The sequence below is a fragment of the Priestia sp. FW507-14D1A genome (assembly GCF_058781295.1).
Map to the genome: position 1 here is coordinate 322,004 of NZ_JBYSWQ010000001.1, position 15,261 is coordinate 337,264.

Sequence of the window (15,261 nt, forward strand, 5' to 3'; positions counted from 1 at the left end):
TAGTTGGTATAAAAAGAAAGGATGACTTACCGTGACGAATTCTACTTATCGAAACATTATTTTGCTGGTTCTTTGTGTCACAGCGGGTATCGTCGATGTGATTGGCTACTTAAGCCTTGGCCATATCTTTACTGCAAACATGACCGGAAACATCGTGTTGCTCGGGTTAGCAATCGGAAACTCGCTTGAAACAACTGTTTTTCACTCTCTGACAGCTTTAGGAGGCTTCATTATAGGAGTTGTAGGAGCTGCAATTTTAGTTGGAAATAAAGAAAAAACGTTTTGGCCTAAAGCCGTAACGATCGCACTTGGAATAGAAGGATTACTTTTGCTTGTTTTTGCACTTTTATCTTCGTTTTCTCCTTCTTTACACTTAACTTACTTGTTTATTTTCTTATTAAGCTCAGCGATGGGACTTCAAACAACGGCTGCTCGAAAGCTTGGCGTAGCCGGCATTTCCACAACTGTATTGACAGGGACGCTTGCTAACTTTTTTGAAGACGTAACGGCACGTTTTCGCAGTTCTCGCTACCGCAAAACGTTTAACACCGATGCTATTCTTCGCGCGCTGTCTCTTGTGCTTTACTGCTTTGGCGCTGTTATCGCCGCGCTTGCAGAGCCTGCTTATAAATTTGAAATTATTTGGCTGCCCATTGTGATTTTGTTAGCCATTATCATTTTTGTCAGCACGAAGTTTCGTTCTGATTCAGAAAAAAAATAATAATGATAAAGACCCGTTTCGATAAAGAAACGGGTCTTTTATTTCCCTGACAGTGCCGCTAAAACGCCAAAAATGATTGCTGCTACAGGCCCTACAATGAATAGTCCAATTAAAATTGATCGCATGGCTTCCCATAATAACCGCAAAGGACCTTGCTTAGACTCTGCTTTTTCCACTCTTTCCTCTAGGTGTTCGACTCTTTGCTGAAGCTTCGCTAATTCCTGCGTAACATCTATTTGTTCGCTCATCGCTCAAGCTCCTTTTTACTCTACATTACCATATACTTCCTTACTAAAACTACTATTTATTTGTGATTACTTCAATGCCGATTTCGCGGTAAGCATTTAACACGGTTTCGTTCACATGTTCTTCTGTAATGAGCCAATCTAATGAGTTTGCTGAACTGAAGGTGTACGTTGACGATGTATTGAGTTTTTTAGCTGTTACAATAGCCGCTACTTCACTCGCACTTTTAATCATTTGGCTTTTAATGTGCATTTCCTCAAGCAAAGGAATGCTCATGCCGATTTTAGGATCGATTGCGTATACGCCTAAAAAACAAAGATCCGCTCGAATTTGTTTAAGCGTATCAACCACGCTTTGTCCTACCGTGACCATCGACTCTTTTCGAAACGTTCCTCCAAGAGAAACAACTTCTACAAAGTCATGTTCCGCTAGTGCAACGGTAATTAACGGACTGTTTGTAATGACGGTAACCTTCAAATTCTTTGGAAAAGCTTTGACAAGCTGAATATTTGTTGTACTTCCGTCCATCAAGAGCACCTGCCCGTCTTTAATTAACGGAAGCGCCGCAACGGCAAGTGAATGCTTAACATCCATCAATTCACGTTTTCGCTCTTTGTAATCAACCGCAGACGTGGAACGCGGAAGCGCTCCTCCGTGTACGCGCTGCAGCAGACCAAGCGCGTCCATTTCCCGCAGATCTCTGCGGATTGTATCTTCTGAAACATTCAGCGTTTGGCTAAGCGTCGTAGCCACAATTCGCCCTTCTTTTTCAAGCAAATTCATAATTTGTTTGCGTCTTTCTTGTTTTAACATTGCTTGTTCACCTGTTTTCTTTCTGCTTTTTACTTTATTATACTTGTTTCTTTTGTAAAAACAATGTAAAAACGCTTGATTATCAGTGTTTTTTCGTTTATTGTATGATAAACAAGATAAAACAAGCAAAAACAAGTAATAATAGCCAAAGGGAGAGATAGTTTATGAAGATGATTTTTACAGACTTAGATGGAACTCTTTTAAATAGCAGCAGTGAAATTAGCACAATTAATGCAGAAGCAATTAAAAAAGCGCAAAAACACGGAGTTGAAGTCGTGGTTGCTACGGGGCGCGCTTATTTCGACGTGCAGGAAATTTTAAAAAAAGCTGAGCTTTCAAACCTTTGGGTGATTGCCGCAAACGGAGCGACTATTCATGACCCAAACGGACAGCTCAGACATTCTGTTCCGATTGATGCACATCACGTAAAAGAAGCGCTTCAGTGGCTGGATGCAAACGAATTTTACTATGAAGTGTTTGCTGAACATGCGATTTATACGCCAAACTCAGGCCGTGAGCTGCTGGCTATTGAAATTGACCGAGTAAAAAGCGCCAATAAAAACGTGGATGAAGAAAGACTTCATCACGCAGCGGCTAAGCAATACAGCCAAACGGGGTTTGCCTTTGTTGCATCGTATGAAGATATTTTAAATACAAACGCTGAGCTTTATAACGTACTAGCTTTTTCATTTGATGATGAAAAACGAAAAAAAGGCTGGGATCACTTTAGCAAGCAGCATGATATGACGCTTGTCTCTTCGGCTGATCATAACTTCGAACTTGAACACAAAGACGCGTCAAAAGGAAACGCATTAACATACGTGGTAAAAGAGCTTGGCGGCTCTCTTCCTGATACTATTGCTATTGGAGACAGCTTTAACGACGTATCCATGCTGCAAACGGCTGGAAAAGGAATCGCTATGGCAAATGCGCACGCGGAAATTAAAGCACTAGCTGATGACGTTACATTAACAAACGATGAAAACGGAGTAGCTTCCGTTATTGAAAAAGTGTTAGAAGCACAGCTGGAAGCACATTAAAAAAAACGCTTGGCATTTGCCAAGCGTTTTTAAATGGTCATGCGATAAATACCAACAAACCAGCTAAACAGCGCAACTAGAAACAACAGCCATGCGCTGGTTTTCTTTCTTTTTTGCCACTCGATTGCTCCTAAAACTAGCATGGTAAACCCGAGCAGTATATTTAAAAATGAAAGGAACTGGTAGCTGTGAGTGAGCATAATATAAAGAGCCAGTCCAACAGTAATAATTGAAAGAATAAGCTGTAATGCTTTTAACAAAAAATCTCTCCTTACTTGTAATTCACGTCTTCATTCACACACGTCACTAAAGGCTTTTTTTCAAGACCTAAAAGCAGGTTCTGGACGGCTAAATCTGCCATGCGATTGCGCGTTTCGTACGTAGCACTTCCGATATGCGGCGTCACCAGTACGTTTGAAAGCTGCAGCAGTTTATGATCTGCGGGAAGCGGCTCTGGGTCTGTTACGTCCAGTGCGGCATACGCAATTTCTTCATTTTCTAGCGCATTATACAGTGCTTCAGTATCCACTAATCCTCCGCGCGCTGCGTTCACAAAATACGCGCTGTTTTTCATGGCTTTAAATTCAGCTTCTCCGAACATGCCTTTGCTTTCATTTGAAAGCGGCACTAAGCATACGATACAGTCAGCTGTTTGAAGCAGCTCTTCAAATGAAAGGTATACGGCATCAAGCTCTTTTTCGGCTTCATGCTTGCGGCTTCGGTTGTGGTAAACGATGTTCATACCCGATGCCTTTGCTCGTCTGGCAACGGCGCTTCCGATATCGCCCATTCCAACAATACCAAGCGTTTTTCCAAATAAATCAACGCCAAATACCGTTTCCCAGTTTCCTTGTTTCACTTTTTCATAGCCTTCATGAATGCGGCGAGCTGCTGACAGCAAGAGACCAAACGTTAAGTCTGCCGTTGCTTCTACTAGCACGCCTGGCGTATTGCTAAACGGCACCCCTTTTTTGGTGCATGCTTCGACATCTACACTGTCATACCCGACGCCCGATTGAGAAATAACGCGCAAATTCGGCGCTGCTTCTAACAGCTCTTCGTCCACTGTGATGTGGCCGATATTAAAAAAGCCGTCGGCATCACGAAGCCAGTCGCGTAGCGTTTCTTGTGGAATCTTTCCTTCTCCTTCCCACATTTGAATATCGCAGTACTCCGCTAGCTTCTCATAAGCGTTTGGCCACGTTTTTCCAGACATAACAACTTTGTATTTCCCCATGTGTATCTCTCCTTTTCCTTGTTCACTCATATGTATGAATAGTAACTAGCTATCCTATCATAAGCCTACTATAAAGATGAAACTTTTTCCATTCAGTAAGCGTATTTATAGTAAGGGGGAATACGAATGTTTGAAGATGAAATGATATTTGAAGATGATCCGTCCGGAGATGACATTGTTTTTGAAGGTGATGAGCCCGACGACGTAAGCGGAGGCGCTTTTTTTCCAGACGACGCGTTATTTAATGGAATGCCTGCGTTTGTGATGCTATTTTTTGTTATTGTTATTGGTATTTTTCTATTTTCTATTTTTAAAGGGATCGGCACATGGAGTAAAAATGAGCAGTCTCCCCGTCTTTCCGTAAAAGCAAAAATTACGGGCAAACGTACAAACGTTCATCGCCATGGGGGTCACGCTCACGAACATCACCACTCTCACACGTCTACAACTTACTACGTAACCTTTCAGTTTGAAAGCACCGACCGCTCTGAATTGACTGTTTCAGGCCGCGAATACGGCATGCTAGCAGAAGGCGATGAAGGAATGCTGACGTTTCAAGGAACTCGTTTTTTGGATTTTCAAAGACATCCAAGTGAAGAACATACAGATGCCTAGGTTATGACCTCTTGCTTTTAGAGGTCTTTTTTACTGAAATGAGGCATTTATACAGCAAACGACCTATTTGTGCCCTTTTTACATTCTACAAGAACGTTATTCAATACAAAAACATACCGTGTAACACATTCATTTAAACAGGCAGGTGATTTTATGTATTCTCCTTATTCAGGCAGCGGCCTCTACTACGGACATTACGGCGAAGCCCCTCATTCGCATCCTATTCAAACAATACTGGCGCAATACTGGCATGAAACCCACTATCCAGGTCCACACAAAAAATATGTACACGTGTATTATCTTAACCCGGCTTCTCTTCATTATTATCAAACCTACTAAACTATTTTTGTAAAAAATTGGTGATTTATAAACTTTTTTATTGTAAAATTAATCCATATACTTGTTTTTTGGAAAGGAGGTTAAAAACAGTGCGTAATTCTACAGCAAAAAATAGTGTGATAGTCACCACTTTGCTTTCCGCCCTATTTTTCTGCTTCATTTTGGTTCTTGGTTCGCTTTCTCCTCTAGCAGATTCAGGTCCCAACGTTAATACGTTCGGCTCAACTGGGCTGTGGTTATCTCTTGGCATGGTTCTATTTTTATACCTATTGCCCTTAGCTTTTTATATGTTGGGAATGCATTTCTTAAAATTTGTGATGGCCGCTTTTTGCAGCATTGGCCTTTTAATCGCTGCTAGTACTCTATTACTGATGCCGGCTCTGTTTTTATTCGGATTAGAAGATTTTTCAGGAAGCTTATCTTCAATTATAGGAATAATGATTTCTTGTTTAGGCTTGCTGATCACGAATATTGTGTGGTTTGTTGCTGCGTTTAAAAGACCGTCGGCCACCGTGCAGGAAAGCGTTTAAAATGATGAAGAGGTTGAGGCATCTAAGTCCATTTTGCCTAAATACGAACAAATTGGAGAGATGAGCTGAACCGCTTGTTGCACCGCTTTTGATTCCGTGCAAGACTTCTCTTTCCGCGGGCGGCAGGTGAGCCTCCTCGTAGCTTCCGCTTCTGCGGGGTCTCACCTGTTCCGCTTTCCCCGCAGGAGTCTTCGTCTTGCCCTCCAATCATCAGATAGAAGCAGCCATATACATAAAACCTTCCAATAAAAAATTCCAACGAGTTGGATTCTCTACCAAGAATCTCAATTCATCGTTCTAATTTTGCTTCAACTAACATACTTTTGTCGCAACCTCTTTTTATAGCTCGGTAGGCAAGTAGTGTAAATACATATCTAAGCAGTCTTCGTACTGCGACAACACGTCCATTGTTTTTTTATGAGGTTTTGTATAAATAACTGGGTAGTCAATTTCACCCCGTATAGAATTCGCTGGAAAAGCCAGTTTTTCTTTTTTTAGCGAAAAGTCGGCCTGCACTCCTTCTTTATTTCCTCTCGCATCTAATCGAATCCATCTCTCTTCACATTTAATGTAAACTGCATTTAAGGCATGAATACAGTAGCCTGTGTCTATCGTATCTCCAAGTATCAGCCTTTGATAACAAAAGCCTGCAGGAATCCCTTCTGCACGCAGCAAAGCGGCTAATAGATTACACTTGCTGTAACAAATTCCTTCCTTTTCTTTTAAAGCCTCTGAAGCGGTTTTCGTGATGATTTTGCTTTGAATATCCCAGGAATGAGATACTTCATCTCTCACAAACTCATAGGCTTTTTTTATGTACGCTAGGGAAGAATGAGGCAAGCTGCTTTTGAGTTCACGTACCTTTTGTTGAATCAAAGGATGTGTAAAGTTCACTTCTGGAAGTTCTTGCGTGTAGTCTTCTTTTTCCAACGATTCACAAATCAATTTCATTTACTTTTTCCTCCTCTTATATTCACCATATGTTTTTTTATACATAATATTGAATTTTATTACATATTTTTATATAATGAAAGACCACTTAAACGGAAAACGATAGTAGATACAAGATTGAAAGAGGTTTTGTTTTTGGTGACGTTATTTTTGACAAATGTACTGCTCGGTCTTTCGATTGCCCTTCCCGTTGGTACGGTGACGATTGAAATGACAAAACAAGGTTTAAAAAACGGGTTTCTTCACGGATGGGTTGTTGGACTCGGAGGAATAACGGTTGATTTATTACTAATTGTGCTTCTTTACTCTGGACTGGCTTCTGTTTTATCGGCTCCTTTTATACAGCTTATCATGTGGCTTATAGGAGCGCTTTTTTTACTTTATATTGGCTATGACAGTATTAAACATGCCGACCATGATATAACGGCTCCTGGAGAACACGTAAAAAAGTCGTTTTCCTCTTCTTATGTGAACGGGATCTTTGTTGCGATTTCTCCTAGCAATCTCATTTTTTGGCTCAGCGTGTTTGGAACGGTGCTGACCAATTCGCTTCAATCCTCTCACTCGTTTCATTTCCTAGTGATTGCTGCCGGAATATTAACAGGGATTTTAATTCATGACCTAGGCTTAATGACGATTGTCTCTGGAACTAGAAAAGTGCTGAATCAGCTTTATATCAAATGGGTTTCTATTGCAGCTGGATGTATCTTAATTGGCTTTTCATGCTATTTCCTCTACCGATTTATTGAGAATCTGCGCCTGTATTTTTAATGTTTCTACATATTTTATGACGTGCTATATCCCCTCTTTATCTAGTATAGAGAGGGAATTTTTATCATCTATCAGGGACTATTAGACAAAAAGTTCACAAATTCGTCACATTTCTATTGATTTTTTTCTCTTTTTATACGAAAATATAAAAAAGGGAGGAAATATCATGAAAATCAAAAAAGCACTTCGCATCTTTATTGGATCAAACGTTCTTGTATTATTAACATTTGGCCTTCTTCCAGCACTATTAGTTAACCCTGATATTGACCTAATTCAATCATTTATTAATTATATAGGCAAGGATTAATTCCGTTTTAAATAGTCGTAATTTTCAATCTATTATTTTCATAAAAAAAGACAGCGCTGGCTGTCTTTTTTAGTAGGTTTGTTTATTTAGTTGAAAACAGCTTTTTCACATCTACTTTTTGATCTTTAACAATCGTATATGTCGCCTGTTTTTTATCTTCAAAGCTAAACGCTTTTATGTAATCATTATCGTAAATCGTTAAACCGTACGCATCTTTTCCGTTTTCAACGATTTTTACCCAGTAAGCTTGGTCAAACTTTGGGTCGAGCTCCTTGCTTTTTTTTACTTCTATCTGTGACAAAGAGTGTACGATCTCTTTCGTATTCTTTTTATCATCTACTACACGCTTTCCTTCGTCCGTATCTATTTCAATACGCGTAACGTTTGCTTCATCTACTTTTATGACGTCTTTTAACTGATAGGCTTTCCCGGTATATGTAAAATAAAATACGACAATAAATAAAAGTGCAGCTATAATAATCGTTCTTTTTTTCAAAAGGAACCTCCTTTTCTATATCACGCTGCATTCACGTGATACACCTTTTTATTCCTCCTGTCCCGCAGCCTTTTAGTAGAATGCTGCTTCCTACAAGTAAACTATACGTTAATCCCGGAACAGGAAGTACTAACGTTACCATCAACAGTAACATGCCGATACTTGTAAGAGCTACTCCGGCAGCTCGATTTTTCATTCCTTTCACCACCGTTGCTCTGTAAATCTCTTTTTTATAAAATGATAGAAGTAATATTGATCTACTGTTTACTTAGGTGCTTTTAGCTTACAGCCATGTTAAAACTTCTACTAGTAAGATCACTACTTCACATTACCTTCTCTTTTTAACTAACTCATCATGATTTATGAAATAAAAACAGCTCATCTACTGTTGCTCCAAGCTCTGTAGCAAGTTGAAAAGCTAGCGTTAAGCTTGGATCATACTTATTGTTTTCAATTGCATTAATCGTTTGTCTCGATACGCCGCATACTTTTGCCAGTTCGTCTTGAGACATCCGTTTGCTTTTACGCAGTTCTTTAATTCGATTTTCCACCATTCATCACTCATCTCTAAAATGTAAAAAACTTTTTACATCCATATCTTATATTATTTTTCTTGTTACTGTCAAATATGTTTGACAAGTCAATGTCTCTTACCTACCTAAAAAAGAGATTGAAACATAACGAGAGTGAGCCAGTCTAAAGACGAAAAAATGAGAGAAATGATTGAGTATAAATCGCTTGTTACACCGCTGTTGATTTCCGTGCAAGGTCTCGCTTTCAGCGGGCGCTGAGCCTCCTCGTCGCTTTCGCTCCTGCGGGGTCTCACCTGTGCCGCTTTTCCCGCAGGAGTCTTCGCCTTGCCCTTCAATCAACCGCTAGAAGCAACGAAATAGATTAAACACCTGTGCACCCTCTCAATAAAAAAAGCCGTACTTATTCATGTCAATACCACCTTTACTTTTACATATTTATAATAACTACACAGAAATTAATATAAAAAAGCACAAACTCCTTAAAGGAAGCTTGTGCTTTTCTATTTCGTTGTTTGTTAAAGCTTCTTACTCATATTAAACCACTGCACGCCTGCATGCTGAGATTCGGCAACGCCTTGATTGATATATCCGTTTTTTTCGTAAAACGGAATCAATTCTTCTTTACATGTTAAAGTAATCGTTAAACGCTGTTTGTTCCGCGCTTGTTTTTCAAACTCTCTTAGCAGCATACTGGCAATTCCTTTGTGATGATGCTTGGGATTTACAACAATCCCTAAAATGCTTTGATGACCGCCTGTCTCAGGGTTCGAAATCGTTTTTTCAAACAAATCATCCGTAATAAACGGAGCTGAAATGACGGGACCGTTCACATATCCGATTATTTCTTCATTTTCTTGGGCGATGATAAACGTATCAGGAATGGTGTTGATCCGCGTGATAAATGCATCTTTTGAGGCAGCTTCTTCAGGTGTAAAGCCTTTGTTTTCTAACGTAATTAATTGGTTTAAATCTTTTTCATCCACTTGTCTTATAATCATTGAAACGTTTCCTTTCATTATGTATTTCTCTTTTTTCTCTAAAAGCTTCTATTACATATAACTATCTCTTTCTACTATATATAAAAATGCCCAAACAAAAAAGGATTGACCTCTGCATCACACAGAATTCAACCCTACTTCGCTTTTTAATTAACGTCTTGATTATTTGATAAATGCACCAAACGGCTTGCCCACCGGAAGCACAACTCGACCGTAGTGAGTATTTAATACAGCCGCTGCAGATCCATAGAAAGAAAACAGAGCAATTAATAGCTCTGACACTGCTGCTAGTAAGTGCGTGTATTCATATGCCACACCAAATGTACTTAGCGATAATCCAATGAATAAGAAATCAATTAACACAAAAATAATAAATAATACTTTATGAGTGCCCATTGCTCCAACTGTCATAAAAACGCTGAAAATCAAGTAGCCGACAAAAGCAAATGCGAGCTGCTTCGGATCCGCTTCTTTTGCGAGCGCTTCCCCAAATGCTCCAAGCTGAATAAGCCATGTCATAGCTACACCTAGCCAAAATAATCCGAAGGCACCAAAAGCAGTTGCGCCGAAGGTATTATTATGTTTGAAATCTTGCATAGACGCGATTAACTGTCCTATTCCGCCTAAAAAAATCGCCCATGGCAATACCAATGAAACACCATCGGTTACCCCAAGCTTTTGAAACGATGCAACAAGTGTTACCATGGCAAGTCCGAATAGACCTAGCGCTGATGGATCCGCTGTTACAATTTTAACGTGCTGCGTGCTGTTGTTACTCATGTTGTACCTCCCTGATTTTAAAAACACCTTTAAAAAGATACAAAAATGTACGGGAAGTGTCAATGGATATTTTTGGCCTTTTAAAATCCCATAAGACCAAGCAGTGTAGCGGTTACACTGCTTGTCCTTTACTTTCTTATTATTAAACGTTTTGTAATAAATTTTTTCTGGTTTGTTTTGCAGACTCAACCATCACTTTTAAAGCTTCAACCGTCTCGCTGATTCCTCTTGTTTTAAGGCCGCAGTCGGGATTAATCCAAAATAATGCAGGATCAAGCACCTTTAGAGCACGGTCAATGTTTCGCTGAAGCTCTTCAAGCTTCGGTACACGCGGGCTGTGGATATCATATACGCCAAGTCCAATTCCTTGATTATACGTATGTTTTTCAAACGCATAAATTAATTCGCCGTGGCTTTTAGATGTTTCAATAGAAATCACGTCGGCATCCAGCGCTTTAATCGCATCAATAATTTCTTCGAATTCCGAATAGCACATATGCGTGTGAATTTGCGTCTCGTTTTGCACCGATACCGTCGCTAGCTTGAACGCATACACCGCAGCGTTCAAGTAACTGTTCCAGTTTTCTCGTTTTAACGGCAATCCTTCACGCAGCGCCGGTTCATCTACTTGAATCATTGAAATGCCCTGACTTTCAAGTGCTTCTACTTCTTTTCTAAGAGCAAGCGCAATTTGATTTGCCACGTCGTAGCGCGGGATATCATCACGCACAAACGACCAGTTTAAAATCGTAATCGGACCCGTCAGCATTCCTTTAACTGGCTTATTGGTTAAAGACTGTGCGTAGACCGTTTCTTTGATCGTCATCGCCTGCTCGTACGATACATCTCCGTAAATAAGCGGCGGCTTCACGCAGCGAGAACCGTAAGATTGCACCCAGCCAAACTTTGTAAACTGAAAGCCTCCTAATTTCTCACCGAAGTATTCGACCATGTCCGTACGCTCAAACTCTCCGTGCACAAGGACATCTAAGCCGATGTTTTCTTGAATTTCAATCCATTTTTTTATTTCCTCGTTAATGTACGCTTCATATGCTTCATCGCTTAACTCGCCTTTACGCCATTTTAGACGCTCTTTTCGCACTTCTTTTGTTTGCGGAAAGCTTCCAATCGTTGTCGTTGGAAGAAGCGGCAGTTGAAAAGCTTCTTGCTGAACGCGCTGACGTACGTCAAACGGCGCTTGTCGCTCTGCTTTATAACTGTGCAGCTGCTTCAGCTCTTTTTGCACGTCTTGATGATTTCGAAAAGATGATCCATTTAATGCTTGAATTGCCTGTTTGTTTACGCTTATTTCTTCTTCTATTGCTTCTTTTCCTTGCTGCACTGCTTTTGCTAAAAGCGTGATTTCCTTTAGCTTTTCATCTGCAAAAGAGAGCGCATTTTTCAATACTGGATCAATCGTCTCTTCATTTTTCACCGTGACAGGAACATGTAATAAACTTGATGAAGGCTGCAGAATCAAACGGTCTTTTGATACGGCTTCTTCAATTTCACTGATTGTTAAAAGCTGTTCGTCCAAATTTTCACGCCAAATGTTTCGTCCGTCAATCACTCCTGCTGCCAGCACTTTATCACTCGGAAAACCATATTTATTAAGAGCCGTGAGATTTTCGCCTCGGTCATGCACAAAGTCTAAACCGATTCCTTCAACAGGAAGAGACACAACTTCTTTGTAGTGATCAACGCTGTCAAAATACGTTTGCAAAATGTTTTTTACATTCGGTGCCGCTTCCTTCAAAGTTTGATAGACTTCTGTGTAAAGTGCCAGGTCTTCTTTTGATAGCGTTGTAGATAAAATCGGCTCATCTATCTGTACCCACTCTACTCCTTCTGCCTGAAGCTCAGCTAAAATAGTCGCATACAGAGGAACAAATTGTTCAACTATTTCTTTAAACTCATTTTTTTTATATCCTTTTGACAGCTTTACAAATGTTACTGGACCTAAAATCACGGGCTTGCCTTCAATATTCAGCTTCTGTTTTGCTTCTTTGTAAAACTGAAGCGGGCGATTTTCTACAAGAGACGGCGTACATTCCTCAAGCTCTGGTACGATGTAGTGATAATTTGTGTTAAACCATTTTGTCATCGTAGAGGCTACCGCACCTTTTGTTCCTCGCGCGATGTCAAAATACGTTTCAAGCGATACCGGTCCTCCGTCATAATCAAAGCGCTTTGGCACTAGACCAAACATAGCGGCTGTATCTAACACGTGATCGTATAAGCTAAAATCGCCGACTGGAATCAATTCAATTCCTGAGTCACGCTGTTTTTTTAAATGCCCTAGACGAAGAGACTCAATTTCCTGCAAAAAGATATCTTTCTCTAGTTTTCCTGCCCAAAACTGTTCAAGCGCTTTTTTCCATTCTCGTTTTTCACCAATTCTTGGATAACCTAAGTTTGAACTTTTTACACTGCTCATTTTTTCCACTCCCTGTATATTTTTTATCGGTAAACTAAAAAATCTCTCTTTTCGAAATGAAAAGAGAGATGATACGCATACTTAACTAAAGTTGAGATAGCCTGTTTTTCTCAACACGTATTCCTCACTCCTCTCTATATCCCGTAGAGCTTAAGTGCATACAACAGGCAGGTCTCCTGACTTAGGTTCATCGCTTCCTATCCCTTCCCATTTCAACATGAAACAGTGGTTAATAAGTTGCTCCCCATTACAGTGGCGGGACCGCGCCGGCTTTTCACCGGTCTTCCCTTTTAAGCTGCGTACATTCGTTACACAGCACCTGATGCATTTTTATAAAATTGTTCATTCAAAACATATTCACATAAAATAAAAAGCCTCTCTATCACGAATAGAGAGGCATAGTATCTATGAAATCCTCTCTTATTTTTCAAAGCTGTACGCTTTGCAGGATGTAGCACCTTTTCAACAAGAATGTTAAATGGTTGCCGGGCTTCACAGGGCCAGTCCCTCCGCCTCTCTCAATAAGAGTTTTAATTGTTTATAATATTTTGAATGTAGAGTCATCTTAACACCTTAGATTTATGTTGTCAAAAAATTTTTTTAAAAAATCAGTTTTTAGGAGGTGCTGACGCTAATTTTTGCCTTAACAATTTGTAATCATCTTTTCGATGTGTTTCAATTAAATCTTTTGCTCCCTGGTGATATCCTGACGAATAGATATACTCTACCGCTGTTTCGATAAGCTTTCTTTTTTCTTCGGCACACTCCCGGTCCATTAAGGGGAACAGTCTACCTAAAAGGTCATTTAAATCTTCCTTGATAAAACGATCAAGTCCTTCTTGCATCTTTTCGTTTGCCATGATTGCTCCTCCATTTGCTGTGTATGTTCTAAGCCTCTATAAGCAGGCATTTCACTGTAAATTTTAAGATAAAGTTAAGTCATTAAGCAGTATATCAAGTGAATGTTTTTCTTTAATTACATATGTAATACAAATATATGACAAATATAGAGAATATATCATCATTCATTATCTATTATAACGTTTGACTTAGCCTTCTGCTACAAGGTTTCGTTAAGAGTTATGCACATTTTTCCAAAAGAGGTTGAGACATAACGAAATGAATTCAATCTAAAGGCAAATGGGATACATGAGCTGAATCCCTTGTGACACCGCAGTTGATTTCCGTACGAGATTTCGATTTTTGCGGGAGTCTTCGTCTTGTCCTCCAATCACCTGCTAGAAAGACCTATACACATGAAACCTACGTTTACCCTAACCAAAAAACGAACCACTAATCACACATCTTGATCGATGATTCGTTTCACTTCGTCTAAAACCCTTTTGTTCCAGCCTCTTTTTTTGAACCTAGCTTTCTACTTTCTTGTTTTTACAAACAATTTCTTCGAGGTCGTCCAAAATCCTTCCAAAGAAGAGGTCCTAAAATGTCGTACCTGCTTACAAAAAACTCCGTAAAATTATAATTGTTTAAAATTAAAGGCGGCTCAAAATCAAGGGGAGCACCGGCGCCTCCTGACAATACAAAATCAGTGCCTCTTCCAAGCGTAAACGACCCGTTTCTGTTTTTTCTAATAAACTGCTCGTCATACGCATGCACGTGGCTGACTAACACTTTTTTCACGCGGTGTTCTTGAATTAAATCAAAAAATTCTTGACTTTGAGTAGTCGTTACAGGAAACCCTTCAAGGTTTGTCCACCGGCCAATATTTGGCTGGGCATGCATAGCTAAAACGGTATTACGAGGAGCATCCTCCAGCTGCTGCTCTAAATAATTCAGCTCTCTATCTGTAAATCCATATATTTTATTCTTGGGACTGATAATATTATTTAGTGCGATGCATCGGAAGTTGAAGACAGGAATATCGATGACCCAGTGTACTTTTCCGATAGTAGCTCTGAAGTTTTCTAGGTTGCTTTCCTCAAGGTTTAATTCATCATGATTCCCTACGCATACAAACATAGGAATGTTTGGTGCGATTTTTTCAACAACTTTAACAAAATGCTCCAAATACTCTTTTTTCCCTGTATAGACGGTGTCTCCCCCATGAATAATAAACAGCGGGTTCAATTCTACCGCCTTTTTTAACACAAGCTCAAATTCACCGCTCATCGTGTAACAATTATCGTTTGGTCCGTCACCTCTGCTGTCGCCCATAAAAACAAAGTTAAATGGATCTCTCGGGTTTAATTGTTTAATTCTTTGCTTTAATAACTTTTCAGAACGTTCATGAAGCGTCAAATTCATCAACTAGTTAATCCCCCTATTAATAAATAAATTTAGTTAAAAGTAAACAAGCTTACTTATTTATATGAGAAATTGTTGATGAAGGTCACTACCTTCTTGTAAGCAGAACGCACATTTAAATTAGTTTCCATAGCCTATCTATCCTTTTATTTTGTAAAGCACTGATAGGACCACATAAAAGC

General features: G+C 39.6%; 21 protein-coding genes and 2 riboswitches. Of the genes, 6 read left to right on the forward strand and 15 right to left on the reverse strand.

Features of this window, described 5'->3' with window-relative positions; genetic code table 11:
• The first annotated feature begins 31 nt into the window (after positions 1 to 31).
• Positions 32 to 721 carry a YoaK family protein gene (locus AC3WJG_RS01945; protein WP_028409512.1) on the forward strand — a complete coding sequence of 230 codons (690 nt, stop codon included), beginning with the start codon at positions 32 to 34 and terminating at the stop codon, positions 719 to 721.
• A gap of 38 nt (positions 722 to 759) precedes the next feature.
• Here the strand turns inward: AC3WJG_RS01945 and AC3WJG_RS01950 are convergent, their stop codons facing one another.
• Both AC3WJG_RS01950 and AC3WJG_RS01955 read right to left on the reverse strand, forming a co-directional pair.
• A complete protein-coding gene (locus AC3WJG_RS01950) occupies positions 760 to 969 on the reverse strand; it encodes a hypothetical protein (protein ID WP_098332671.1) in 210 nt (69 codons plus the stop codon).
• A 52-nt stretch (positions 970 to 1,021) separates the two neighbouring features.
• Positions 1,022 to 1,780 carry a DeoR/GlpR family DNA-binding transcription regulator gene (locus tag AC3WJG_RS01955; RefSeq protein ID WP_013084219.1) on the reverse strand — a complete coding sequence of 253 codons (759 nt, stop codon included), beginning with the start codon at positions 1,778 to 1,780 and terminating at the stop codon, positions 1,022 to 1,024.
• 164 nt (positions 1,781 to 1,944) lie between these two features.
• Here AC3WJG_RS01955 and AC3WJG_RS01960 point away from each other — a divergent pair, with 164 nt between their 5' ends.
• The gene (locus AC3WJG_RS01960) at positions 1,945 to 2,820 is read left to right on the forward strand and encodes a Cof-type HAD-IIB family hydrolase (protein WP_028409513.1); all 876 of its coding nucleotides are present in this window, start codon (positions 1,945 to 1,947) and stop codon (positions 2,818 to 2,820) included.
• A 29-nt stretch (positions 2,821 to 2,849) separates the two neighbouring features.
• Here AC3WJG_RS01960 and AC3WJG_RS01965 read toward each other — a convergent pair whose 3' ends face one another.
• Together AC3WJG_RS01965 and AC3WJG_RS01970 are read right to left on the reverse strand one after the other, a co-directional pair.
• Complete coding sequence (locus AC3WJG_RS01965) at positions 2,850 to 3,080, reverse strand: YczI family protein (protein ID WP_034650134.1); 231 nt, start codon at positions 3,078 to 3,080, stop codon at positions 2,850 to 2,852.
• Between the two features lie 11 nt (positions 3,081 to 3,091).
• Positions 3,092 to 4,057 (reverse strand): 2-hydroxyacid dehydrogenase, encoded by a 966-nt coding sequence (locus AC3WJG_RS01970; protein WP_060745145.1) that lies wholly within the window; start codon positions 4,055 to 4,057, stop codon positions 3,092 to 3,094.
• Between the two features lie 126 nt (positions 4,058 to 4,183).
• Between AC3WJG_RS01970 and AC3WJG_RS01975 the strand changes: the two genes are divergently transcribed.
• Positions 4,184 to 4,672: a DUF2500 domain-containing protein gene (locus AC3WJG_RS01975; protein WP_337134282.1), complete on the forward strand. Its 489-nt coding sequence runs from the start codon at positions 4,184 to 4,186 to the stop codon at positions 4,670 to 4,672.
• 428 nt (positions 4,673 to 5,100) lie between these two features.
• A complete protein-coding gene (locus AC3WJG_RS01980) occupies positions 5,101 to 5,541 on the forward strand; it encodes a DUF5391 family protein (RefSeq protein WP_098791775.1) in 441 nt (146 codons plus the stop codon).
• Positions 5,542 to 5,578: 37 nt separating this feature from the next.
• Here AC3WJG_RS01980 and AC3WJG_RS01985 read toward each other — a convergent pair whose 3' ends face one another.
• Both AC3WJG_RS01985 and AC3WJG_RS01990 read right to left on the reverse strand, forming a co-directional pair.
• Positions 5,579 to 5,752, reverse strand: a complete 174-nt coding sequence (locus AC3WJG_RS01985; RefSeq protein WP_169305193.1) for a hypothetical protein — start codon at positions 5,750 to 5,752, stop codon at positions 5,579 to 5,581.
• A 128-nt stretch (positions 5,753 to 5,880) separates the two neighbouring features.
• Entirely contained in the window at positions 5,881 to 6,492 is a 612-nt protein-coding gene (locus tag AC3WJG_RS01990; protein ID WP_098580000.1) for a transglutaminase-like domain-containing protein, read from the reverse strand.
• Positions 6,493 to 6,630: 138 nt separating this feature from the next.
• Here AC3WJG_RS01990 and AC3WJG_RS01995 point away from each other — a divergent pair, with 138 nt between their 5' ends.
• Positions 6,631 to 7,263 (forward strand): LysE family translocator, encoded by a 633-nt coding sequence (locus AC3WJG_RS01995; RefSeq protein ID WP_337134308.1) that lies wholly within the window; start codon positions 6,631 to 6,633, stop codon positions 7,261 to 7,263.
• A gap of 166 nt (positions 7,264 to 7,429) precedes the next feature.
• Positions 7,430 to 7,570 carry a hypothetical protein gene (locus tag AC3WJG_RS02000; protein WP_013058226.1) on the forward strand — a complete coding sequence of 47 codons (141 nt, stop codon included), beginning with the start codon at positions 7,430 to 7,432 and terminating at the stop codon, positions 7,568 to 7,570.
• Positions 7,571 to 7,652: 82 nt separating this feature from the next.
• Here AC3WJG_RS02000 and AC3WJG_RS02005 read toward each other — a convergent pair whose 3' ends face one another.
• The 9 genes from AC3WJG_RS02005 to AC3WJG_RS02045 form a co-directional block, all read right to left on the reverse strand.
• Positions 7,653 to 8,066 (reverse strand): DUF5301 domain-containing protein, encoded by a 414-nt coding sequence (locus tag AC3WJG_RS02005; RefSeq protein WP_060745141.1) that lies wholly within the window; start codon positions 8,064 to 8,066, stop codon positions 7,653 to 7,655.
• 31 nt (positions 8,067 to 8,097) lie between these two features.
• Positions 8,098 to 8,262, reverse strand: a complete 165-nt coding sequence (locus AC3WJG_RS02010; RefSeq protein WP_195696297.1) for a hypothetical protein — start codon at positions 8,260 to 8,262, stop codon at positions 8,098 to 8,100.
• A gap of 157 nt (positions 8,263 to 8,419) precedes the next feature.
• Entirely contained in the window at positions 8,420 to 8,620 is a 201-nt protein-coding gene (locus AC3WJG_RS02015; RefSeq protein ID WP_098247882.1) for a helix-turn-helix transcriptional regulator, read from the reverse strand.
• Between the two features lie 96 nt (positions 8,621 to 8,716).
• Positions 8,717 to 8,938, reverse strand: a complete 222-nt coding sequence (locus tag AC3WJG_RS02020) for a hypothetical protein (protein WP_272801203.1) — start codon at positions 8,936 to 8,938, stop codon at positions 8,717 to 8,719.
• Positions 8,939 to 9,114: 176 nt separating this feature from the next.
• Positions 9,115 to 9,615 (reverse strand): GNAT family N-acetyltransferase, encoded by a 501-nt coding sequence (locus AC3WJG_RS02025; protein ID WP_337134284.1) that lies wholly within the window; start codon positions 9,613 to 9,615, stop codon positions 9,115 to 9,117.
• A 144-nt stretch (positions 9,616 to 9,759) separates the two neighbouring features.
• Positions 9,760 to 10,377, reverse strand: coding sequence for an acetate uptake transporter (locus AC3WJG_RS02030; protein ID WP_013058231.1), 618 nt, complete (start codon positions 10,375 to 10,377; stop codon positions 9,760 to 9,762).
• A gap of 142 nt (positions 10,378 to 10,519) precedes the next feature.
• On the reverse strand, positions 10,520 to 12,814 hold the full coding sequence (metE, locus tag AC3WJG_RS02035; protein ID WP_492587927.1) for a 5-methyltetrahydropteroyltriglutamate--homocysteine S-methyltransferase: 2,295 nt from the start codon (positions 12,812 to 12,814) through the stop codon (positions 10,520 to 10,522).
• Between the two features lie 149 nt (positions 12,815 to 12,963).
• Positions 12,964 to 13,152, reverse strand: a riboswitch (cobalamin riboswitch).
• 79 nt (positions 13,153 to 13,231) lie between these two features.
• Positions 13,232 to 13,342, reverse strand: a riboswitch (SAM riboswitch).
• Positions 13,343 to 13,422: 80 nt separating this feature from the next.
• A complete protein-coding gene (locus AC3WJG_RS02040) occupies positions 13,423 to 13,674 on the reverse strand; it encodes a hypothetical protein (protein WP_013058233.1) in 252 nt (83 codons plus the stop codon).
• A 529-nt stretch (positions 13,675 to 14,203) separates the two neighbouring features.
• Positions 14,204 to 15,079: a metallophosphoesterase family protein gene (locus tag AC3WJG_RS02045; RefSeq protein WP_337134309.1), complete on the reverse strand. Its 876-nt coding sequence runs from the start codon at positions 15,077 to 15,079 to the stop codon at positions 14,204 to 14,206.
• Between the last annotated feature and the right edge of the window lie 182 nt (positions 15,080 to 15,261).

Bases quoted from the DNA above. Each gene is read 5' to 3' on its own strand.
- AC3WJG_RS01950 (WP_098332671.1), bottom strand. From the start codon at position 969: ATGAGCGAACAAATAGATGTTACGCAGGAATTAGCGAAGCTTCAGCAA.
- AC3WJG_RS01955 (WP_013084219.1), bottom strand. From the start codon at position 1,780: ATGTTAAAACAAGAAAGACGCAAACAAATTATGAATTTGCTTGAAAAA.
- AC3WJG_RS01960 (WP_028409513.1), top strand. From the start codon at position 1,945: ATGAAGATGATTTTTACAGACTTAGATGGAACTCTTTTAAATAGCAGC.
- AC3WJG_RS01970 (WP_060745145.1), bottom strand. From the start codon at position 4,057: ATGGGGAAATACAAAGTTGTTATGTCTGGAAAAACGTGGCCAAACGCT.
- AC3WJG_RS01975 (WP_337134282.1), top strand. From the start codon at position 4,184: ATGTTTGAAGATGAAATGATATTTGAAGATGATCCGTCCGGAGATGAC.
- AC3WJG_RS01985 (WP_169305193.1), bottom strand. From the start codon at position 5,752: ATGATTGGAGGGCAAGACGAAGACTCCTGCGGGGAAAGCGGAACAGGT.
- AC3WJG_RS01990 (WP_098580000.1), bottom strand. From the start codon at position 6,492: ATGAAATTGATTTGTGAATCGTTGGAAAAAGAAGACTACACGCAAGAA.
- AC3WJG_RS02000 (WP_013058226.1), top strand. From the start codon at position 7,430: ATGAAAATCAAAAAAGCACTTCGCATCTTTATTGGATCAAACGTTCTT.
- AC3WJG_RS02010 (WP_195696297.1), bottom strand. From the start codon at position 8,262: ATGAAAAATCGAGCTGCCGGAGTAGCTCTTACAAGTATCGGCATGTTA.
- AC3WJG_RS02015 (WP_098247882.1), bottom strand. From the start codon at position 8,620: ATGGTGGAAAATCGAATTAAAGAACTGCGTAAAAGCAAACGGATGTCT.
- AC3WJG_RS02025 (WP_337134284.1), bottom strand. From the start codon at position 9,615: ATGAAAGGAAACGTTTCAATGATTATAAGACAAGTGGATGAAAAAGAT.
- AC3WJG_RS02030 (WP_013058231.1), bottom strand. From the start codon at position 10,377: ATGAGTAACAACAGCACGCAGCACGTTAAAATTGTAACAGCGGATCCA.
- metE (WP_492587927.1), bottom strand. From the start codon at position 12,814: ATGAGCAGTGTAAAAAGTTCAAACTTAGGTTATCCAAGAATTGGTGAA.
- AC3WJG_RS02040 (WP_013058233.1), bottom strand. From the start codon at position 13,674: ATGGCAAACGAAAAGATGCAAGAAGGACTTGATCGTTTTATCAAGGAA.
- AC3WJG_RS02045 (WP_337134309.1), bottom strand. From the start codon at position 15,079: ATGAATTTGACGCTTCATGAACGTTCTGAAAAGTTATTAAAGCAAAGA.